The sequence below is a fragment of the Aeromonas lusitana genome, from assembly GCF_002812985.1.
GTDB lineage: Bacteria > Pseudomonadota > Gammaproteobacteria > Enterobacterales > Aeromonadaceae > Aeromonas > Aeromonas lusitana.
The window spans coordinates 49171-70300 of sequence record NZ_PGCP01000022.1 but is presented as its reverse complement, the minus strand read 5'-3'; the positions used below and the strand labels follow the sequence as shown (position 1 = coordinate 70300).

The window sequence follows — 21130 nt, the reverse complement described above, 5'->3', positions numbered from 1 at the left end:
GAGCCGCGAGTGCGCCAGTCCGGTATCGGCTGGCCACTCGACGGCAAGGGGATCAGTGTATCACAGAGCCCAGCTTGAAGATGGGCAGGTACATGGCGACCACCATACCGCCGACCAGCACCCCGAGCACCACCATGATGAGGGGCTCGAGCAGGCTGGTGAGGCCGTCGACCATGTCGTCTACCTCCTGCTCGAAGATGGCCGCCACCTTGGAGAGCATGTCATCGATGGCGCCGGACTCCTCGCCTATCATCACCATCTGGATCACCATGTCGGGGAAGAGATCCACAGTGCGCATGGCGACGTTGATCTGCATGCCGGCCACCACCTCGTTGCGAATGGCCAGGATGGCGGTGCGATAGACATAGTTGCCGGAGGCGCCGGCGGACGAGACCAGGGCATCTACGAGGGGAATACCGGCGGAGAAGGTGGTGGAGAGGGTGCGTGCGAAGCGGGCCATGGCAGCTTTGTGCAGGATAGAGCCGACGATGGGAATGGTGAGGACGAATTTGTCCGTGTTGTCGCGCACCTTCTGGGAGCTGCGCCAGGCTCGCACGTAGAGGAAGATGGCCAGGGCGATGCCGCCGAAGATCGCATACCACCAGTCTTGCATGAAGCGGGAGATGGCGATGACGAAGCGGGTGAACGCCGGCAGCTCGGCACCGAAACTCTTGAAGATATCCTCGAACTGGGGGATGACGAACAGCAGCAGGATGGAGGTCACGACTATGGCCACCAGTATGACCATGGTCGGGTAGAACAGTGCCTTCTTGATCTTGGACTTGAGTGCCTCGCTCTTCTCGCGGTAGATGGCAATCCGGTCGTAGATGGTCTCCAGCGCCCCGGATTGTTCCCCCGCCTCGACCAGATCGCAGTAAAGATCATCGAAGTGACGGGGATGGCGACGCAGCGCATCCGACATGGGGGTGCCGGTCTCCACGTCGGCGGCGATCTGGCCAATCAGCTCGCGCACCGCCGCCTTCTCGTGGCCGCGGGCGATGATCTGCAGGCTTTGTACCAGGGGAACCCCGGCGGAGAGCATGGTGGTGATCTGGCGAGAGATGACGGCGATGTCCATCGGTTTGATCTTGGCGCCGCCCTTGGAAAATATCCCCTGGCTTTGCTTGCTGACCTTGGTGACATTGACGCCCTGCTTGCGCAGCTCAATCTTGACGGTGTTGATGCTGTCAGCCTGCAACTCGCCGGAGACCTTTTGTCCCTTGCGATTGACCCCGTGCCAGCGGAAGGAGAAGACCTTTTTCGGGACGTTCTGTTTTTGTGCGATTGTAGCCATCACTGCATCCTGCAATTGGGCGACGGTGACCGGACGATATGGCTCCCTGTCCGGTTTCCCTTGGCTTTGAGAGTGTGACCGGGGGGCACAGCGGCTTCACCCGGGTGAATAAACTGAAACGTGAGCCTAGTTGGTTGTGATCCGGTTGATCTCGGCCAGGCTGGTGACGCCCAGCCGTGCTTTTTCGAGACCGGAAGTGCGCAGATTGCGCATCCCTTCCTTCTGAGCAATGGCGGCGATCTGCAGCGAGTTGGCCCCCTGCATGATCAATTTCGCGATATTGTCGGACATCAGCATGATCTCATAGATGCCCACTCGCCCCCTGTACCCTCCCGAACACTCCTTGCAACCTACCGGCTTGAATAGCCGCAGTCCTGCGGCAAGCTGCTGCTGAGTAAAGCCCAGCTCCAGCAACTCGGCATCGGGCACCACCTCGGGGGTCTTGCAGTGATCGCACAGTTTTCGTGCTAGGCGCTGGGCCATGATGAGGGTGACTGAGGAGGCGATGTTGAAGGCGGGCACCCCCATGTTCATCATCCGGGTCAGGGTCTCGGCCGCCGAGTTGGTGTGCAGGGTTGACAGCACCAGGTGACCGGTCTGGGAAGCCTTGATGGCGATCTCGGCAGTTTCCAGATCCCGAATTTCACCCACCATGACGACATCCGGATCCTGGCGCAGGAAGGAGCGCAGGGCGCTGGCAAAGGTGAGACCCGCCTTGGGATTGATCTGTACCTGGTTGACCCCTGGCAGGTTGATCTCCACCGGATCTTCGGCGGTGGAGATGTTGACCTCGTTGGTATTGAGAATGTTCAGGCCGGTATAGAGGGAGACCGTCTTGCCTGAGCCGGTCGGACCCGTGACCAGGATCATGCCTTGAGGCTTGGAGAGCGCTCTCAAATATTGGGCTTTTTGGCGATCATCGAAGCCGAGTTGCTCTATGTTGAGGCGCGCCGCCGACGAGTCCAGCAAGCGGATAACGATCTTTTCGCCCCACATGGTTGGCAATGTGTTGACCCGCATGTCCATGGATTTGCTGCGTGATATCTTCAGCTTGATGCGACCATCCTGTGGCAGGCGCCGCTCGGCGATGTCGAGCCGTGCCATCACCTTGAGGCGAGCCGAGAAACGGTTGGCCAGATTGACCGGCGGGGTGGCGACTTCATGCAAAATGCCGTCGATGCGAAAGCGGATCCGGTACTTGGTCTCGTAGGGCTCGAAATGCAAGTCAGAGGCGCCGCGCTTAATGGCATCCATCATGATCTTGTTGATGTATTTGACGATGGGAGCATCGTCATCAGCGGTATTGACGCTCTCATCGAGCCGTGAACCCTCGTCCGAGACTTCCAGCTCGGATATTTCGGACTCATCGATGTCATCCATGCCGAGGGCATCCTGCTCACTCTCCATCAGCTTGCCGATGGCGGTGGTCAGCTTGCTCTCCTCAACCAGCAGGGCCTCGGTGTGCAGGCCGAAGCTGAAGCCAAAGTCTTCCAACGCCGACACATTGGTCGGATCCGACATGGCAATATAGAGGGTGTGGCCCTGGGTGTAGATGGGCAGTACATGGTGTTTCTCAATCAGCTTCTGATTGAGGTATTTCTGCGGGATCTCGGCCAAATCGAAGGCGGCAAGATCCAGCAGAGGTACCCCATATTCCAGCTCGCAGAAATCGGCCAGCGCCTTGCTGTCCAGGATATCGTTTTCAATCAGGAAGGTAACAAAGGGTTTGCGCTGCGCCTTGGCCTGGCTCAGATAGCGCTGTGAGTCTGGCTCACTGAGGAGGGAAGAGGCGGCCAGACTGGTAGCCAGGCCGCTATTGGGGCTAGAGGTCATGCGTTAGCAGATTCCCGCACCAGTACAGGTGCTGCTACTGGCTGGCGCCCATATCAATTTATTGTTTGTTACGGTCGGAGTGAGGACATAGGTTTCGCCGTTAAGCCCTTGTGCAGCGGTGCCTGATGAGCCAACAGCTGTTGCTGTAACTACACCGTTTGTTGTATCTAGAGACTGCAGTAGCCCAGTAGCTCCTGAGGGGTTAGCCGGAATACCGTTAGTACCTGCAGTACAGCCAGTAAGAGTGTTTAGATTGCTGTAACATATTTCAACAGCAGTTTTTGCTGCACTCGTGGCTGCAATCACCTCTGTAAACTTCGCTTTCTTGGTGTAGGACTGATAAGCCGGCAGGGCAATGGCGGCCAAGATGGCGACGATCGCAACGACGATCATCAATTCAATAAGGGTGAAGCCTGACTGTTTCTTCATGTCAAATATCCTTTTTTCCATGGTTCCTGAGAAGTGCCGGTGGAATTCTATCCACACGCCAGTATCTTATCCGAGCGCTTGAGGTTGGCAACAGAGGCAGCCCCCTTGTTAACCACTTTTCTGTCATTTGGTGAAAAATATAGAAAAATCAACGTTTAAAAAGCTTCCATTGGCTCTGGTTACAGTCGGGGAGGGCCCATCTTCACACTCCTTATGTCGTTGGATCCTGCATAAAGAAAAGGCGCCTGTGGCGCCTTTTGCAAGTTTCGAGTCCTGTAATATCTGGCAGGGCCGACTAGTTAGCCTGGCTCTTCCTCACGTCAGATAAATCGCATCGACAGATCCAGCGCTCTTACATGCTTGGTCAGGGCACCGACCGAGATAAAGTCGACGCCGGTGGCGGCATATTGCGCAAGGGTGTCCAGCGTCACGTTGCCGGAGACTTCCAGCTTGGCGCGGCCCTGATTCAAGGCCACGGCTTCCTCCATCATGGGCACGTCGAAGTTGTCCAGCATCACTATGTCAGCCCGGGCCGCCAGGGCCTGCTCCAGCTCGGCCAGTGACTCCACTTCCACTTCCACCGGTTTGCCCGGGTTGAGGTGGCGAGCCTGGGTGATGGCTTCCTTGATGCCGCCACAGGCGAGGATGTGGTTCTCCTTGATGAGATAGGCGTCGAACAGGCCGATGCGGTGATTCTTGCCACCGCCGCAGGTGACGGCATATTTCTGGGCGCTGCGAAGGCCTGGCAGCGTCTTGCGGGTATCGAGCAGGCGGCAGTCGGTCCCCTCCAGCTCGGCCACATAGCGGGCGGTGAGGGTGGCTACGCCACTCAGGGTCTGCACGAAGTTCAGGGCATTGCGCTCCCCAGTCAGCAGTGCGCGGGCCGGGCCATGCAGGCGAAACAGCTCCTGATTGGGGGAGAGGCGCTCGCCGTCCTGCACCAGCCACTCAACCCGCACTTCACCACCGAGCTGGGCAAACACCTCATCGACCCAGGGCTGACCACAAAATACCCCCGCCTCGCGGGTAATGACCCGGGCGCTCGACATGCGATCGGCCGGGATCAGCTGGGCCGTGATGTCGGCGCTGGCATCCGGTTGATCCAGAGCGGTGAGGGCGTCGCCCAAGTCTTCGAGTAGTGCGGCGCGCACGGCGCGGCTGATGTCCTGTTGTAACATGCCTTATTCCTGCAAGGGTCTGAGAAGCAACTGCCTGTCTCTTTGGCGCAATTCCAGCCGGCCGAGGGCATTCATACCCACCAGGATCTCCTCCCCGTCGGCAGCCGGATTGATAAACACGGACAAATCGTACAGGGTCAGAGGGCCCATCGCCAGGCTTTCGATCTGGCTGGTTTGGACCTGGATCTGCCCGGCCGCCGTATTGACCCGGCTGCTGCCGGTAGCGACGAGGCCGAGACGTTCCGCCACCTGGCTCGGTACCGTCACCCGGGTGGCGCCGGTATCCAGCAGCAGTTGCACCGGCTGGCCGTTGATGGCACCCTCCAGACGATAGTGGCCGCTGGCATCGGCCTTGAGCAGCAGATCGCCACTGGCGGTCACAGTGGGTTTGGCGCTGGAATAGAAGTAGAGCGTCAATAGCCCCAGCAGCGAGAGCCAGGCCAGTAGCCAGAGACGGCGTGCCATCGGGTGCATACGGGATCCAATACCTTGCGGACGATGGTTCAGCCTAACATAGTTTTACTTATGAATTCAGATGCTTGTTCCCGGTTTCCTGGGAGGGCAGCGACCCGGCGACGGGTACCTATTTTCACGTGAATCGAGCAGACGATGACGCAGCCTCAAACCCCTTTTTCCATCGATGTCGACGGCTGGTGCGAACAGGCCCGCCGGGTGCCTTCACCCCATCACAACGAACGGACCAGCCCGGACGACATCTCCCTGTTGGTGGTGCACGGCATCAGTCTGCCCCCCGGCCAGTTTGGCGGCCCCTGGATAGACGATCTCTTCCTCGGCAAGCTAGATCCCGCCGTTCATCCCTATTTTGCCGATATTCATCAGCTAAGGGTCTCGGCCCATTGCCTGATCCGCCGGGACGGTGAGCTGGTGCAGTATGTGCCATTCGGTTCCCGCGCCTGGCACGCCGGGGTGTCGAGCTGGGAGGGGAGGGAGGCCTGCAACGATTTCTCCATCGGCATCGAGCTGGAAGGCACCGACGAGCTCCCATACAGCGAACCGCAGTACGAGGTGCTGGCGAGTCTCAGTCGGGCCATCTCCCATCATTATCCCGCGATTACATCCGATCGTATCGTCGGTCACTGCGACATAGCGCCGGGTCGCAAGACGGACCCGGGTGCAAGTTTCGAATGGCTTCGATACCGGCAGATGCTCAACTTTAAGTGAAAACTCCAAACATAAGTTTGTGTTTTTAAAATCAATGGCTTGCCTCTGGGGTGAGCCATTTTTCATGCTGTTGGCCAAATGTTACCCGTGAGAAGCGTCATAAATATTGGTCAGACCATTTTCTATGAGCTAGGTCATAATTCCCTTCTTTTACCCCTAAAGTGGTGCCGTTCAATCTTGATTCAGATCATATTTCGGGTGGACTTTTCCCAGTCGCTCTGCTAATTTTCGCCCCAATCATAGAATTGGTAATACCAATTTAACAAAGTAGCCCCATGCCCTATATCAAGATTACTCAGCCCAAGCTGGCCGACGCCATCGTCGCCGAGCTGGAAAGCATGATTCTGGAAGGCAGTTTGCAGCCGGGGCAGAAACTGCCTCCCGAGCGTGAACTCGCCATCCAGTTTCAGGTATCGCGCCCATCCCTGCGCGAAGCTATCCAGCGTTTGGAAGCGAGAGGACTCTTGTATCGTCGTCAGGGCGGCGGCACCTATGTGCAAAATGCCCTGAGCAAGGGGATCGCCGATCCGCTGTTCGAGCTGCTCAGTACCCACCCGGAAGCCCAGTACGACCTGCTGGAGTTTCGTCACGCACTGGAAGGCATCTGTGCCTACTATGCGGCGCTGCGGGGGACCGAGGCCGATTTCGAACGCATTCGCCTGGCGCAATCCGCCATCGAAGAGGCGGGTCAGCTGGGATCGCTGGTGGCCGAATCTGCCGCCGTCACCCAGTTCTATCTGGCGGTCGCCGAGGCCTCCCACAACGTGGTGCTGCTGCACCTGTTGCGGGCCATGGGCCCCATGCTCGAACAGAATATTTTACGAAATAATGAGATTTTGAATCGCCGTCCGGGAGTGGTCGCCAAGATCCGTCGCCATCGCGCGTCACTGATCGAGGCTATCCTGTCGGGGGCTCCGGAGCGGGCCAGGGCAGCTTGTCATGAGCACCTGGCCTTTATCGAGGACACCTTGTTGGATATGCAGAGGGAAGACAGCCGGATCCAGCGATCCATGCGTCGGATCCGTCAGCAGGAAAACTAATCCCACAAGGCTCTATTGTCGAATGCTTGCGCCCTTCGCCGTGCAATGCCGTGCAATCACAACAAAATAGGAACCAGCCATGTCTGATATCCTGAAGAACGATGTGGACCCGATAGAAACGCTGGAGTGGCTTGCCTCTCTGGAATCCCTGCTGCGTGAAGAGGGTCCGCAACGCGCTCAGTTCATCCTTGAACAGCTTGCCGAGAAGGCCCGCATCAGCGGTGTCGACGTGGCTGAAAAGGCAAATCGCGACTACATCAACACCATTCCTGCCAGCGACGAACCGGCTTACCCGGGCGACCTGGAGATGGAACGTCGCATCCGCGCCATCATCCGCTGGAATGCCATGATGATCGTGCTGCGTGCCTCCAAGAAAGATCTGGACCTTGGCGGTCACATGTCTTCCTTCGCCTCTTCCGCGACTATCTATGAAGTCTGCTACAACCACTTCTTCCGCGCTCGCAGCGAGAAGGATGGTGGCGATCTGGTTTACTTCCAGGGTCACATCTCCCCGGGCATCTACGCCCGTGCATTCGCCGAAGGTCGCCTGACCGAAGAGCAGCTGGACAACTTCCGTCAGGAAGTGGATGGCAAGGGTATCCCTTCCTATCCGCACCCGAAACTGATGCCGGACTTCTGGCAGTTCCCGACCGTTTCCATGGGGCTGGGTCCTATCGCCGCCATCTATCAGGCTCGCTTCCTGAAGTACCTGACCGACCGTGGCATCAAGGATTGCTCCGAGCAGACCGTTTATGCCTTCCTGGGTGACGGCGAGATGGACGAGCCGGAAGCCAAGGGTGCCCTGACCGTTGCCGTGCGCGAAAAGCTCGACAACCTGGTCTTCGTGGTCAACTGCAACCTGCAGCGTCTGGACGGTCCTGTTGTCGGTAACGGCAAGGTCATCAACGAGCTGGAAGGCCTGTTCTCCGGCGCCGGTTGGGATGTCACCAAGGTCATCTGGGGTCGCAAGTGGGATGAGCTGCTGAAGAAAGACACTTCCGGCAAGCTGATCCAGCTGATGAACGAAACCGTGGATGGTGACTACCAGACCATGAAGTCCCGTGACGGCGGTTATGTGCGTGAGCACTTCTTCAATCGTTACCCGGAAACCGCCGCGCTGGTCAAAGACATGACCGACGAGGAGATCTTCGCCCTGAACCGCGGTGGTCACGACCCCCGTAAACTGTTCGCCGCCTTCTCCAAGGCTGCTGCGACCAAGGGCAAGCCGACCGTCATCCTGGCCAAGACCATCAAGGGTTATGGCATGGGCGAAGCGGCCGAAGGCAAGAACATCGCTCACCAGGTCAAGAAGATGGATCTGGGCTCAGTGCGTCACCTGCGCGATCGTTTCAGCCTGCCGGTCACCGACGAGCAGCTGGAAGAGTTGCCGTACCTGAAGATCGAAGAAGGTACCGAAGAGCACAAGTACCTGCACGCTCGTCGTACTGCTCTGAAGGGCTATGTACCGACCCGTCTGCGTGAGAGCACCACCAAGCTGGACATCCCGGCACTGGACGCTTTCGGCCCCCTGCTGGGTGAACAGGCGCGTGAGATCTCCACCACCATGGCGTTCGTGCGTTCCCTGAACGTGCTGCTCAAAGACAAGTCCATCGGCAAGCGTATCGTTCCGATCCTGGCTGACGAAGCGCGTACCTTCGGTATGGAAGGTCTGTTCCGTCAGATCGGCATCTACAGCCCGCACGGTCAGCAGTACACCCCGCAAGACCGTGACATCGTCTCCTACTACAAGGAAGACAAGCAGGGTCAGGTTCTGCAAGACGGTATCAACGAGCTGGGCGCCATGTCCTCCTGGCTGGCTGCTGCGACCTCTTACAGCACCAACGACTGCCCGATGATCCCGTTCTACATCTACTACTCCATGTTCGGCTTCCAGCGGATCGGCGACATGGCGTGGGCAGCCGGTGACCAGCAAGCCCGTGGCTTCCTGCTGGGCGCGACCTCCGGTCGTACCACTCTGAACGGCGAAGGTCTGCAGCACGAAGATGGTCACAGCCACATCCTGGCCGGCACCATCCCGAACTGCATCTCCTACGATCCGTCCTACGCCTATGAAGTAGCGGTGATCATGCAAGACGGTCTGCGTCGCATGTACGGTGAGAAGCCGGAGAACGTCTTCTACTACATCACTACCCTGAACGAGAACTATGCCATGCCGGCCATGCCGGAAGGCGCCGAGGAAGGTATTCGTAAGGGTATCTACAAGCTGGAATCCGTGGCCGGTAACAAGGCCAAGGTACAGCTGCTGGGTTGTGGCTCCATCCTGGGTCACGTGCGCACCGCCGCCCAGATCTTGGCCACCGAATATGGCGTGGGTTCCGACGTGTTCAGCGTGACCTCCTTCAACGAACTGGCCCGTGACGGTCAGGACGCGGATCGCTGGAACATGCTGCACCCGACTGCAGAAGCGCGTGTGCCGTACATCGCCACCGTGCTGGGCGCCGAAGCGACCATCGCCGCGACCGACTACATGAAGTCCTTCGCCGATCAGGTGCGTGCCTTCGTACCGACCGAGAACTACCGTGTACTGGGTACCGATGGTTACGGCCGTTCCGACAGCCGTGCCAACTTGCGTCGTCACTTCGAAGTGAACGAGTTCTACGTAGTGGTAGCTGCCCTGACCGAACTGGCCAAGCGTGGCGAGATCGACAAGCAGGTAGTGGCCGACGCCATCGCCAAATACGGCATCGATGCCGACAAGGTTAACCCGCTGCACGCATAAGAGAACGGAGGAGCCGTCCGGCATTGCGCCGGACGGCTCCTTGCCCGATTCGGTGACAGTAGAAGCAATGGCAATTATCCGTTTTAGCAGTCATTTATATGCCAAACGGGCCCTTGCAAAGGTTAACGCGACAGACGCGTAAGAGGATAAAGCACTGTATCCAGGCAGAAAGTGCCGGATATGGAGCTGCCAAGGTTAACGCGATAAACGTACGCGTAAGAGGATAAGCACAATGTCCAAACAGATTATGGTGCCGGATATCGGTGCCGATGAAGTTGAAGTGACCGAAATCATGGTCGCCGTGGGTGACAAGGTCGAACTGGACCAGTCCCTGATCGCCGTGGAAGGTGACAAAGCCTCCATGGAAGTACCGGCCCCTGCCGCCGGTATCGTCAAAGAGATCCTGATCAAGGTGGGCGACAAGGTTGCCACCGGTTCCCAGATCATGATCTTCGAAGCCGAAGGTGCGGCCGCTGCCGCGCCGGCTCAGGCTGCTGCCCCGGTTGCTGCCGCTGCGCCGGCCGCCTCCGCTGCTGCCGCTCGCAAAGACGTGCACGTGCCGGATATCGGTGACGACGAAGTCGAAGTGACCGAGCTGATGGTTGCCGTGGGTGACATGGTCGAAGCCGACCAGTCCATCCTGGCCGTGGAGGGTGACAAGGCCTCCATGGAAGTACCGGCACCGTTCGCGGGCCGCGTGGTCGAGATCAAGGTTGCCGCCGGCGCCAAGGTCTCCACCGGTTCCCTGGTGATGGTATTCGAAGTGGCTGGCGCCGCGCCTGCCGCCGTTGCTGCACCGGTTCAGGCCGCCGCTCCCGTGGCTGCAGCCCCTGCCGTTGCCGCCGCAAAAGAGGTCAACGTGCCGGACATCGGCGGTGACGAAGTCGAAGTGACCGAGATCATGGTCGCCGTGGGTGACAAGGTCGAAGCCGACCAGTCCCTGATCGCCGTGGAAGGTGACAAGGCCTCCATGGAAGTGCCTGCGCCGTTCGCCGGTGTGGTCAAAGAGATCAAGGTGAAGGCGGGTGACAAGGTCTCCACCGGTTCCCTGATCATGGTATTCGAAGTAGCGGGTGCCGCCCCTGCCGCCGCCCCGGTTGCTCAGGCTGCTGCTCCCGTTGCCGCACCTGTTGCTGCCGCTGCGCCGGTTGCTCAGGCCGCCGCTCCTGCTGCCGCCTCTTCCGATTTCGTTGCGAACGATGCCTACGTCCATGCCTCCCCGGCCGTGCGTCGTCTGGCCCGTGAGTTCGGCGTCAACCTGGCCAAGGTGAAAGCCTCCGGTCGCAAGGGTCGCATCGTCAAAGAAGACGTGCAGGCCTATGTGAAGGATGCGGTCAAGCGCGCCGAGTCCGCGCCTGCTGCCGGTACCGGCACTGGCAACGGTATGAGCGTACTGCCGTGGCCGAAGGTGGACTTCAGCAAGTTCGGCCCGGTCGAAGAGCTGGAACTGACCCGGATCCAGAAGATCTCCGGTCCTGCCCTGCACCGCAACTGGGCCATGATCCCGCACGTCACCCAGTTCGACGAAGCCGATACCACAGAGCTGGAAGCGTTCCGCAAAGAGCAGAACATCCTGGCCGAGAAGCAGAAGCTGGACGTGAAGATCACCCCGCTGGTGTTCATCCTGAAAGCGGCCGCCAAGGCCCTGGAAGCGCACCCGCGCTTCTGCAGCGCCCTGTCCGAAGACGGCACCAAGCTGATCATGAAGAAGTACATCCACATCGGTGTGGCAGTTGACACTCCGGGGGGCCTGGTTGTTCCGGTGGTTCGCGACGTCAACAAGAAGGGTATCTTCGAGCTGTCCCGCGATCTGGCCGAGATCTCCAAGAAGGCCCGTGCCGGCAAGCTGACTGCTGCCGACATGCAGGGGGGTTGCTTCACCATCTCCAGCCTTGGCGGTATCGGTGGCACCAGCTTCACTCCGATCGTCAATGCGCCGGAAGTGGCCATCCTGGGCGTCTCCAAGTCCGACTTCAAACCGAAGTGGAACGGCAAGGAGTTCGAGGCTCGCCTGATGCTGCCGCTGGCCCTGAGCTATGACCACCGCGTCATCGACGGCGCCGACGGTGCTCGCTTCATCACCACCCTGAGTGGCGTGTTGTCCGACATTCGTCGACTGGTCCTGTAAGTGAGAGGGTGGGCCCAAAGCCCACCCTTTCTGCTTCTCATTTCATTAACAGGATTGTAAACTTGCCCCGTTTTTTTCACGGCTGCAGCCGCCTTGTCTGGCATAAGACTGTGCTGTCCGGGGATATAGAACGACAAAGAGGTCATGATGAGTAAAGAAATCAAAACCCAGGTCGTAGTACTGGGTGCTGGCCCTGCCGGTTATTCCGCTGCTTTCCGCGCCGCTGATTTGGGTCTGGATACCATTATCGTCGAGCGTTACTCCACCCTGGGTGGCGTCTGCCTGAACGTGGGCTGCATCCCGTCCAAGGCGCTGCTGCACGTTGCCAAAGTGATCGAAGAAGCCAAGGCGCTGGCCGAGCACGGCATCGTCTTCGGTGCCCCGCAGACCGATATCGACAAGGTGCGTCTGTGGAAAGAGAAGGTCATCAACCAGCTGACCGGTGGTCTGGCTGGCATGGCCAAGATGCGTAAAGTCCAGGTTGTGAACGGCTTCGGCAAGTTCACCGGCCCGAACACGCTGGAAGTGGAAGGTGCCGACGGCAAGACTACTGTCACCTTCGACAACGCCATCATCGCCGCGGGTTCCCGCCCGGTGAAGCTGCCCTTCATCCCTCATGAAGATCCGCGCGTATGGGACTCTACCGATGCGCTGGAACTGACTACCGTACCGGGCAAGCTGCTGGTCATCGGTGGCGGCATCATCGGCCTGGAGATGGGTACCGTGTACTCCTCCCTGGGTTCCGAGATCGACGTGGTGGAATTTGCCGATCAGCTGGTTCCGGCTGCCGACAAAGACATCGTCAAGATCTACACCAAGCGCGTTGCCAAGAAATTCAACATCATGCTGGAGACCAAGGTCACCGCAGTTGAAGCTCGTGCAGACGGCCTGTACGTCTCCTACGAAGGCAAGCACGCCCCGGCCGAGCCGGTACGTTACGACAACGTGCTGGTCGCCGTTGGCCGTGTGCCGAACGGCAAGCTGATGGATGCCGAGAAGGCTGGCGTCATCGTGACCGAGCGCGGTTTCATCGAGGTGGACAAGCAGCTGCGTACCAACGTGGCTCACATCCACGCCATCGGTGACATCGTCGGTCAGCCGATGCTGGCCCACAAGGGGGTGCACGAAGGTCACGTAGCGGCCGAAGTCATCGCCGGCAAGAAGCACTACTTCGACCCGAAAGTGATCCCGTCCATCGCCTACACAGAGCCAGAGATGGCCTGGGTTGGTCTGACCGAGAAGGAAGCCAAGCAACAGGGCCTGAACTTCGAAGTCGCCACCTTCCCCTGGGCTGCTTCCGGCCGCGCCATCGCGTCCGATTGCTCCGACGGCATGACCAAGCTGATCTTCGACAAGGACACTCACCGTGTCATCGGTGGTGCCATCGTGGGTACCAACGGTGGTGAGTTGCTGGGCGAGATCGGTCTGGCCATCGAGATGGGTGCCGACGCCGAAGATCTGGCGCTGACCATCCACGCTCACCCGACTCTGCACGAGTCCGTGGGCCTGGCTGCCGAAGTGTACGAAGGCTCCATCACGGATCTGCCGAACGCCAAGGCCAAGAAGAAGAAATAAGTCCCTTCTTCCTGCCGATAAAAAGCCGCTCTCATGAGCGGCTTTTTTGTTTTTCCATGATGAAAGAGATTTGTTCGAGGCTGTTTGCTATGCTGGGACCAATCCTGTCCACCACAGATCCGCCCATGCAAGCACCCCTCATTCCCGAATACGAACAGCAGCGCCTCGATGGCTTGCGCCGCCTCGCCATCCTGGATTCTACGGCGGAGGAGCGCTTCGATCGCATCACCCGGATGGCGCGCAACATGTTCGAGGTGCCCATCTCCCTCATCTCTCTGGTGGACGAGGAGCGGCAGTGGTTCAAGTCCCGCTGCGGCCTGGATGCGCAGGAGACGCCCCGTGACATATCCTTCTGCGGTCATGCGATCCTGGGGGAGGGGATCTTCGTGGTGGAGGACGCGACCCGGGATCTGCGCTTCGCCGACAATCCGCTGGTGCTGGGAGCTCCCCACATCCGTTTCTATGCCGGTTGCCCCCTGCAGATCGCAGGGGGCCACAAGGTGGGTACCCTCTGCCTCATCGATCGCAAGCCGCGCCAGTTGGGTGAACGTGAGCGGACCCTGCTGACGGATCTGGCAGGCATGGTGGAGCATGAGCTGGCCGCCATCCAGCTGGCGATCCTGGATGAGCTGACCGGCATCACCAATCGCCGCGGCTTCATTATGCTGGGGCAAAAGTGTCTGCAGCTCTCCCATCGGCAGGGGCGGGAGGCGAGCCTGTTGTTCCTCGATCTCAATCGCTTCAAGGAGATCAACGATACCCTGGGGCACGAGGCGGGGGACGATGCCCTGCGTCAGATGGCGGCTCTGCTGTCCAGGGTGTTTCGCAACGCAGACATCTTCGCGCGGCTCGGGGGGGATGAGTTCGTGGTGCTGTTGCCGGGGATGGGCCCCGAGCTGGTGTCCAGCGTGCTGGCCCGCTTCGAGGGGGCGCTGGTGAGTTTCAATCGGGAGGAGGGCAAGCCTTACCAACTGCTCTGCTCCACCGGGGTAGCCCACTATGATCCGCGGCTGCCGCCGGATCTGGAGTCACTGCTGCAACAGGCGGACAAGCAGATGTACGACCATAAAAAAAGGCGCTAACAGCGCCCTTTTTTCGCCTGCCCCGGTGGGCAGAAGGTTCCATACCCCCCGCGGTCGCCATCGCTGACCCGGATCCTGGTATCGTCCACACTGACGTCGGCGCCGTGTACCCGCACCGGTCCGCTGCTGCAGGCGCTGAGCAGCCCCCCCAGCAATATCATCACCATCAACTTGCCCATAAAACCTCCTCTTATTTTCATGATTATGAGGCATTTTCATGAGCGAATGGAGGCGCTTTCGGCCCGGTGCGTCACGGCTTGCCGTGGATGCGAAAGAGGGCGCCGTGGCGCCCTCTCGATGGATGAACAGCTTTATAGCCGGAAGTTGCCGACCAGCTTGTCGAGCTCGCCGGAGAGCTGCTGCAGGCTGCGGCTGGAGGCCGTCAGCTGGTGCGCTATGTCGGCGGTCTCCATGGTCAGCTGGTTGATGTCCTCCACGTTGCGGTTGATCTCGCCCACCACGCTTGACTGCTCCTCGGTAGCGGTGGCGACCTGGATGTTCATGTCGCTGATCTGGGTGATGTGACCCGTGATCTGGCCGAGCGCCTCATTGGCCTCGTCGGCCTGGCTGACTACCGCCTGACTCTGGTTGCGACCCTGGGCCATGGCGCTGACGGCGCGGGCGCTCTGCTCCTGCAGGCTGTTGATCATGGTCTGGATCTCGGCGGTGGAGGCGGCGGAGCGGCTGGCGAGGTTGCGTACCTCGTCGGCCACCACGGCGAAGCCGCGGCCCTGCTCGCCGGCACGGGCAGCCTCGATGGCGGCGTTCAGCGCCAGCAGATTGGTCTGCTCCGAGATGCTGCGAATGGTGTCGAGTATGCTGCCGATGGAGTCGGTCTGGCTGGCAAGTGACTCGATGACGCCGGCGACCTGCTCAATCTCGTCCGACAGCCCCACTATGCCGTGGCGAGCCTGGGCGACTACAAGGGCCCCCGCATCGGCCTGTTCGTTGGCCTGCTTGGCCACATCGGCTGCGAGGGACGCATTGCCCGCTATCTCGCCGACGGTGGCCCCCATCTCGTGGATGGCGGTGGCGACCTGCACGGTGCGATCCCGCTGGGCGGTGCAGTTGTGCTGGGTCAGCTGGGCCTTGGCGGCGAGGTCATTGGCGGTAGCGGCCACCTGCCTGGAGTTGTTGGCCACCTGCTCGATGGCGCCGTGAATGCGGGCCACGAACTGGTTGAAGCTGCGACCTATCTCGGCCAGCTCATCCTTGCCGCTGAGGCTGGCACTGCTGTCCAGCGCCAGGTGGCGCGCCACATCGCCGATGTGCTGCTGCAGGAAGGAGACCCGGCGGCGCAGTCCGATCAGGATAAGGGTCGAGACGAGCAGCGAGATGGCGAGGGTGACGGCTATGATGCCGATCATCTGGTTGCGGCCGCTGCCATAGCTGCTCTCGCTTAGCTCGTTGCGTTGCTGCGCCTGCAGGATCAGTCCATCGAGCAGGGCGTTGGCTCCTTTGCGCATGACGCCATAGCTCTGGCTGTAGCGATCCCGATAGAGGGCGCGAGCCTCATCCATCCGATTATCCGCCAGCGCCTGCAGCATGGGGGTCAGCTCATCGCGCTCCATCTGGGTGAACTGATCTAGCAGGGTCTGCGCCTCGGCACGGGCGGCAGGGTCGACCTGAGCCCTGACCGCCTGCTCCATGGCCTGGCGCATCTCGGGAATATCTTCCTCTCGGGTCTCCTTGACCCGGGTCAGCACCCCTTTCTCGTCTCGCAGTGAGGTATCTTGCAGCAGCATCATGTCGATGCCGACCCGCATGCGTGGAATGCGGGAGGCCACTTCCGCCATGGCCCGCATGGGGGTGGCCGTATTCTGGAACAACTCGTCGGCCTGTTGCTTGATGTGACCCATGCTGCGCAGGCTGGCGGCGCCAACCAGCAGCAGGGCGAGGCAGGGCACGGTGACCGCCAGGATGAGTTGATTTTTGAGGGTGAGCTTGCCTGCCAGCATAATGACTCCTTGTTATCGCTATGGGGTTGGTCGCTAATCTAGCGGCTTGTCATGACAGTTCACTGTCATGGCCGGGTCCGCAATCCATGCGGGCCCGGTAACAAAAGAGCGCCTTGGCGCTCTTTTGTGGGTTACAACCGGAAGTTGCCGACCAGCTTGTCGAGCTCGCCGGAGAGCTGCTGCAGGCTGCGGCTGGACGCCGTCAGCTGGTGGGCGATATCGGCGGTCTCCATGGTCAGCTGGTTGATGTCCTCCACGTTGCGGTTGATCTCGCCGACCACGCTGGACTGCTCCTCGGTGGCGGTGGCGACCTGGATGTTCATGTCGCTGATCTGGGTGATATGACCGGTGATCTGACCGAGGGCCGCATTGGCCTCGTCGGCCTGGCTGACCACGGCCTGACTCTGGTTGCGACCCTGGGCCATGGCGCTGACGGCGCGGGCGCTCTGCTCCTGCAGGCTGTTGATCATGGTCTGGATCTCGGCGGTGGAGGCGGCGGAGCGGCTGGCGAGGTTGCGTACCTCGTCGGCCACCACGGCGAAGCCGCGGCCCTGCTCGCCGGCGCGGGCGGCTTCGATGGCGGCGTTGAGCGCCAGCAGATTGGTCTGCTCCGAGATGCTGCGGATGGTGTCGAGTATGCTGCCGATGGAGTCGGTCTGGCTGGCAAGTGACTCGATGACACCGGCGACCTGCTCTATCTCATCGGACAGTCCGACGATGCCGTGGCGAGCCTGGGCGACTACCAGGGCCCCCGCATCGGCCTGCTCGTTGGCCTGCTTGGCGACGTCGGCCGCGAGGGACGCATTGCCGGCTATCTCGCCGACGGTGGCCCCCATCTCGTGGATGGCGGTGGCCACCTGCACGGTGCGATCCCGCTGGGCGGTGCAATTGTGCTGAGTCAGCTGGGCCTTGGCCGCCACCTCGTTGGCGGTGGCCGCCAGCTGGCGGGAGTTACTGGCCACCTGTTCGATGGAGCCGTGGATCTTGGCGACGAAGTTGTTGAAACCGGTGGCGACCTGGCTCAGCTCGTCCCGTCCTTCCACCTTGAGGCGCTGGGTCAGATCCCCGTCACCGCTGCCGAGTTCCCGGAACAGGCGAGCGAGTTCGTTGAGGGGACGGCTGACGGAGCCTGCCAGTACGACCCCGAGCAACCCCATGCCGACGGCGATGGCCAGGCTCACCAGCAGGATATGCAGTCGGGCGTTATTGAGCTCGGCATAGATCTCGGCTTCCGGCACCTGGGCCACCAGATACCAGTCGAGCAGCGGAATATAGCTGGTGGCCAGCACTACGGCCTGACCGTCCACCTCGGCGTGGGTGGCGGCAAAGGGCTGCTTGGTCAGCAGGCTGCCGGCGCCCGGGCCCGCGAGCTGGGCCAGGCTGTCGCGATCGATGCGGGCGGCATCCGGGTGCAGCTTCACCTTGCCGCTGCTGTCAGTCATGAACACGAAGCCACTGTCCCCTATGCGGAAGTTGGCGAGCATGCTGACCATGCTGTCGAGGGATTTGGCGAGTCCCGCCAGGCCGCGACCGTTGAGCTGCTGGAAGTTGACGAACAGCTTCACCTCGCCATTGCTCTCGCGAAAGATGCTGAGCATCAGGTCTTGCTGGCTCTTGGTGTAGTCGTAGAACCAGTTGTCCTGCTCATGATTCAGGACGCGCAGGAAGCCATCCTGGTTGTAGTAGGCGGCGCTCTGCCGGTCGGCGAAGGAGGCGGTGACCAGGCCATACTGGGCCGTCATGTCTTTGAGCTGGCTGATGAGGATGGACTCCTGCTCCTTGGGCATGCCACGGGCGACCCAATCCAGCACGAAGCGATCGTTGGCCAGCTGCTTGGCGGCGCCGGCGACCGAGGTGAGATCCTTTTCGATCTCCTTGCCGATGCGCTGGGTCAGGTTCGGCAGCTCCTGCTCGAACATGCGCGCCTCGATCAACTGTTGGGCCGATCGCTGGCTGAAGTAGCCCACCAGCAGGCAGGAGAGCGCCACGGCCAGGATGATGGTGGCCAGAATTTTCTGTTTGAGTGTCAGGCTTGCAAACATAGGGTGACTCAGGAGTGTGGGCCAAAGGTTGAGCTCATATTAGCGGCCGAGGAGTGGCTCCCTTGAGGTGGGGATGGGGTTTATTGGCGATTAACGTTTGCGCTCACAGCTTGCCGGGACTGGATTGGTGCCCGTTGGCGCGAGCCCGCCAGTGCGACGGATCTTGATGAAATCTCGCCAGCACAGTCAGTTGCGGTTACAGTTCCTCATCTGACAGTGGGCATCACGGCTCACTCGGCTCGCACTGGATCAATGGACACTCATATGCGCACCTTTCCCCGGGGATGGACCCACCTGCTAATGCTGTTGCTGGCGACTCTGCCATTCATTGTGGCGGCGCAGACCCAGAGCCCGGATGGCGCCAAGGCGCAGGGTGGTGGCACCAAGATGGACCGCCCCAGAATAGCGCTGGTACTGAGCGGCGGCGGGGCCAAGGGGGCGGCCCATATCGGGGTGCTCAAGGCGCTGGAAGAGAAGCGCATTCCGGTGGATATCGTAGTGGGCACCAGCATGGGGGCCTATGTGGCGGGCATGTACGCCATGGGGCTCAGCGCCGAGGAGGTGGAGCGGATGACCCTCTCCATCGATTGGAACAAGGGCTACCAGGACAAGGTCGGCCGCGACGAACTCTCCCTGCGCAAGAAGCAGCAGAGCGAGAAGTACCAGCTGCGCACCGACATCGGCATCAATGGGGATCAGACCCAGTTGCCCGATGGCTTCTTCCAGGGCCAGTCCATGGCCAGTCTACTGCGCCACGCCACCTCCAACCTGCCGGTGCAAAAGAGCTTCGACAACCTGCCCATTCCTTATCGCGCCATGGCCACCGACATGGAGACGGTGACCCCCTTCGTGCTGGATCACGGCAGCCTGGCCAAGGCGATGCAGGCCTCCATGTCCATTCCCGGCGCCCTCAAACCGGTGGATTGGGAGGGGCGGATCCTGGCCGATGGCGGCACGGTCAACAACATGCCGGTGGACGTGGCCAAGGCCATGGGTGCCGACATCGTCATTGCCGTCGACATCAGCGCCAAGCTGCGCACTCGCGAGTCCCTGAAGTCCGGGCTGGCCATGATAGACCAGCTCACCACCTATATGACCCAGGTCGGGACAGAGAAGCAGAAAGCCCTGCTGGGGCCGAAGGATGTGCTGCTGAGCCCGGAGTTTGGCAGCATGGGTATCGCCGATTTTGCCCTCATGCCGGATGGGATCAAGATAGGGGAACAGGTGGCCATGCGGGCCTCCAGCCAGCTCGATGTGCTCTCCCTCTCTCCCGCCGCCTACGCCGACTACCGTAACCAGAAGCTGAGCCGCCGCGCCGAGCGCAGCGGTCAGCCCGCCTATTACATCGACAAGGTGGAGATCATCAACAAGTCGCGCCTGTCTGACGAGACGGTGCGCGCCATGTTGAAGGTGCGGCCGGACAAGGTGCAGACCTATGAGAGCCTGGAAGCGGGGATCCGTCGCCTCTACGCCCTGGAGTCGTTCGATCGCATCACCTATGAGGTCGAGGAGCGGGGCGGCGAGAACGTGCTGGTGGTCAATGCCAGCGAGAAGAACTGGGGGCCGGGTTATCTCAACTTCCAGCTCGGCTTCTCCGATGATTTCGAGAGCAATTCCAACTACAACGTCGGCATGTCCTACACCCTCACCAACGTCAATGACTGGGGCGGTGAGTGGCTGACCGAGGCATCCCTTGGCACGGCCAAACACCTCAAGACCGACTTCTACACGCCACTCGAGCCGTCCCAGACCTACTTCGGCGAGGCGAGTCTGGCCTACGACAAAACCCAGCGCCGGGTCTTCTTCACAGAAGAGGAGGTGAAGGCATCCAGCTCCAATGCCAGCGTCAGCTACCTGGACTCGGAGTACAGCTTCACCAGCGTGGATCTAGCGCTCGGCTGGAATCGCCAGCCCTGGAGTCGGCTCTCCTTGGGCCTGGAAGGCCAGGTGGGGAGCATCGATTTCCAGAACCTGACGAATACGGATATGGATGCTACCGCCTGGGGCCCTTATGTGCGCTTCGAACACGACACCCTCGACAGCCGCTATTTCCCCTATGAGGGGATCTACTGGGACATCAAGGGGGGCTACACCCATGTCAGGCTGGATTCCAATGACGGGTCGACCGAGAACAGCGAGGGGCTCAATTATCATCTGGCGATGATCAAGCCCTGGTCCTGGGGACGGCATAGCATCAACCTGATGCTGGAAGGGGGCGGTTCCAGCTCAGAGGAGGAGGTGCCCCTGTATGTGCAGGATCTGGGGGGCCTGTTCCGTTTGTCCGGCTTCCAGCACTACCAGTTGAGCGGGCGTTACAGCCTGTTCGGTGGCCTGCGCTACATCTATCGGGTGGCGGATAACGACTTCGGCGCCTTCAAGGCGCCCCTGTTCCTCGGTGGCTCCCTCGAGCAAGGCAACGTCTGGGATAGTGGCGAGGAGATCAGCCTGGAGAACTCCTACACCGCTGGCTCCGTCTATATGGGGGTGGAAAGCTTCCTCGGTCCCATCTTCCTCGGCTACGGCATGGCGGAGGGGGGGCATGACATGTTCTACCTGCAGCTGGGCACCACGTTCGAATAATGCCGAAATGATGATGTTTTGTTAAATCAGGAGTCGTGCATTTTTTGTGGTTTTAAAAAACCTGAATTG

General features: G+C 60.4%; 15 protein-coding genes. 7 read left to right on the top strand and 8 right to left on the bottom strand.

Going from position 1 to position 21130, the window contains the following annotated elements; translation table 11 throughout:
- Nucleotides 1-52: 52 nt before the first annotated feature.
- The 5 genes from CUC44_RS14360 to CUC44_RS14335 form a co-directional block, all read right to left on the bottom strand.
- The gene (locus CUC44_RS14360) at nucleotides 53-1294 is read right to left on the bottom strand and encodes a type II secretion system F family protein (RefSeq protein ID WP_100860594.1); all 1242 of its coding nucleotides are present in this window, start codon (nucleotides 1292-1294) and stop codon (nucleotides 53-55) included.
- 126 nt (nucleotides 1295-1420) lie between these two features.
- A complete protein-coding gene (gene tapB, locus CUC44_RS14355; RefSeq protein WP_100860593.1) occupies nucleotides 1421-3127 on the bottom strand; it encodes a PilB family type IVa pilus assembly ATPase TapB in 1707 nt (568 codons plus the stop codon).
- 3 nt (nucleotides 3128-3130) lie between these two features.
- Nucleotides 3131-3556 carry a type IVa pilus major pilin TapA gene (tapA, locus tag CUC44_RS14350; protein WP_100860592.1) on the bottom strand — a complete coding sequence of 142 codons (426 nt, stop codon included), beginning with the start codon at nucleotides 3554-3556 and terminating at the stop codon, nucleotides 3131-3133.
- Between the two features lie 320 nt (nucleotides 3557-3876).
- Nucleotides 3877-4734, bottom strand: a complete 858-nt coding sequence (nadC, locus tag CUC44_RS14340; RefSeq protein ID WP_100860591.1) for a carboxylating nicotinate-nucleotide diphosphorylase — start codon at nucleotides 4732-4734, stop codon at nucleotides 3877-3879.
- Between the two features lie 3 nt (nucleotides 4735-4737).
- Nucleotides 4738-5208 carry a retropepsin-like aspartic protease family protein gene (locus tag CUC44_RS14335; protein ID WP_100860590.1) on the bottom strand — a complete coding sequence of 157 codons (471 nt, stop codon included), beginning with the start codon at nucleotides 5206-5208 and terminating at the stop codon, nucleotides 4738-4740.
- Nucleotides 5209-5343: 135 nt separating this feature from the next.
- On the opposite strand from CUC44_RS14335, the gene ampD reads away from it, so the two are divergent.
- The 6 genes from ampD to CUC44_RS14305 all read left to right on the top strand — a co-directional run bounded on the left by ampD (nucleotide 5344) and on the right by CUC44_RS14305 (nucleotide 14481).
- Entirely contained in the window at nucleotides 5344-5916 is a 573-nt protein-coding gene (gene ampD, locus CUC44_RS14330; protein WP_100860589.1) for a 1,6-anhydro-N-acetylmuramyl-L-alanine amidase AmpD, read from the top strand.
- Nucleotides 5917-6191: 275 nt separating this feature from the next.
- Entirely contained in the window at nucleotides 6192-6956 is a 765-nt protein-coding gene (gene pdhR / locus CUC44_RS14325; RefSeq protein WP_050718877.1) for a pyruvate dehydrogenase complex transcriptional repressor PdhR, read from the top strand.
- Nucleotides 6957-7035: 79 nt separating this feature from the next.
- Nucleotides 7036-9696, top strand: coding sequence for a pyruvate dehydrogenase (acetyl-transferring), homodimeric type (gene aceE, locus CUC44_RS14320; protein WP_100860588.1), 2661 nt, complete (start codon nucleotides 7036-7038; stop codon nucleotides 9694-9696).
- Between the two features lie 232 nt (nucleotides 9697-9928).
- Nucleotides 9929-11824: a pyruvate dehydrogenase complex dihydrolipoyllysine-residue acetyltransferase gene (gene aceF / locus CUC44_RS14315; protein ID WP_100860587.1), complete on the top strand. Its 1896-nt coding sequence runs from the start codon at nucleotides 9929-9931 to the stop codon at nucleotides 11822-11824.
- Nucleotides 11825-11971: 147 nt separating this feature from the next.
- Nucleotides 11972-13399: a dihydrolipoyl dehydrogenase gene (lpdA, locus tag CUC44_RS14310; RefSeq protein WP_100860586.1), complete on the top strand. Its 1428-nt coding sequence runs from the start codon at nucleotides 11972-11974 to the stop codon at nucleotides 13397-13399.
- A 125-nt stretch (nucleotides 13400-13524) separates the two neighbouring features.
- On the top strand, nucleotides 13525-14481 hold the full coding sequence (locus tag CUC44_RS14305) for a GGDEF domain-containing protein (RefSeq protein ID WP_100860701.1): 957 nt from the start codon (nucleotides 13525-13527) through the stop codon (nucleotides 14479-14481).
- Here CUC44_RS14305 and CUC44_RS14300 read toward each other — a convergent pair.
- The 3 genes from CUC44_RS14300 to CUC44_RS14290 all read right to left on the bottom strand — a co-directional run bounded on the left by CUC44_RS14300 (nucleotide 14478) and on the right by CUC44_RS14290 (nucleotide 18481).
- Nucleotides 14478-14660, bottom strand: a complete 183-nt coding sequence (locus tag CUC44_RS14300; protein WP_100860585.1) for a hypothetical protein — start codon at nucleotides 14658-14660, stop codon at nucleotides 14478-14480. The genes CUC44_RS14305 and CUC44_RS14300 overlap by 4 nt on opposite strands.
- A gap of 132 nt (nucleotides 14661-14792) precedes the next feature.
- The gene (locus CUC44_RS14295; protein WP_100860584.1) at nucleotides 14793-16439 is read right to left on the bottom strand and encodes a methyl-accepting chemotaxis protein; all 1647 of its coding nucleotides are present in this window, start codon (nucleotides 16437-16439) and stop codon (nucleotides 14793-14795) included.
- A gap of 131 nt (nucleotides 16440-16570) precedes the next feature.
- Complete coding sequence (locus CUC44_RS14290; protein ID WP_100860583.1) at nucleotides 16571-18481, bottom strand: methyl-accepting chemotaxis protein; 1911 nt, start codon at nucleotides 18479-18481, stop codon at nucleotides 16571-16573.
- Between the two features lie 264 nt (nucleotides 18482-18745).
- Between CUC44_RS14290 and CUC44_RS14285 the strand changes: the two genes are divergently transcribed.
- A complete protein-coding gene (locus CUC44_RS14285) occupies nucleotides 18746-21061 on the top strand; it encodes a patatin-like phospholipase family protein (protein WP_100860582.1) in 2316 nt (771 codons plus the stop codon).
- The last annotated feature ends 69 nt before the right edge of the window (nucleotides 21062-21130 follow it).

Coding starts and splice junctions, on each gene's coding strand:
- tapB (WP_100860593.1), bottom strand. CDS start 3,127: ATGACCTCTAGCCCCAATAGCGGCCTGGCTACCAGTCTGGCCGCCTCT.
- tapA (WP_100860592.1), bottom strand. CDS start 3,556: ATGAAGAAACAGTCAGGCTTCACCCTTATTGAATTGATGATCGTCGTT.
- pdhR (WP_050718877.1), top strand. CDS start 6,192: ATGCCCTATATCAAGATTACTCAGCCCAAGCTGGCCGACGCCATCGTC.
- CUC44_RS14285 (WP_100860582.1), top strand. CDS start 18,746: ATGCGCACCTTTCCCCGGGGATGGACCCACCTGCTAATGCTGTTGCTG.
- aceE (WP_100860588.1), top strand. CDS start 7,036: ATGTCTGATATCCTGAAGAACGATGTGGACCCGATAGAAACGCTGGAG.
- CUC44_RS14295 (WP_100860584.1), bottom strand. CDS start 16,439: ATGCTGGCAGGCAAGCTCACCCTCAAAAATCAACTCATCCTGGCGGTC.
- CUC44_RS14300 (WP_100860585.1), bottom strand. CDS start 14,660: ATGGGCAAGTTGATGGTGATGATATTGCTGGGGGGGCTGCTCAGCGCC.
- lpdA (WP_100860586.1), top strand. CDS start 11,972: ATGAGTAAAGAAATCAAAACCCAGGTCGTAGTACTGGGTGCTGGCCCT.
- nadC (WP_100860591.1), bottom strand. CDS start 4,734: ATGTTACAACAGGACATCAGCCGCGCCGTGCGCGCCGCACTACTCGAA.
- ampD (WP_100860589.1), top strand. CDS start 5,344: ATGACGCAGCCTCAAACCCCTTTTTCCATCGATGTCGACGGCTGGTGC.
- aceF (WP_100860587.1), top strand. CDS start 9,929: ATGTCCAAACAGATTATGGTGCCGGATATCGGTGCCGATGAAGTTGAA.
- CUC44_RS14360 (WP_100860594.1), bottom strand. CDS start 1,294: ATGGCTACAATCGCACAAAAACAGAACGTCCCGAAAAAGGTCTTCTCC.
- CUC44_RS14305 (WP_100860701.1), top strand. CDS start 13,525: ATGCAAGCACCCCTCATTCCCGAATACGAACAGCAGCGCCTCGATGGC.
- CUC44_RS14335 (WP_100860590.1), bottom strand. CDS start 5,208: ATGCACCCGATGGCACGCCGTCTCTGGCTACTGGCCTGGCTCTCGCTG.
- CUC44_RS14290 (WP_100860583.1), bottom strand. CDS start 18,481: ATGTTTGCAAGCCTGACACTCAAACAGAAAATTCTGGCCACCATCATC.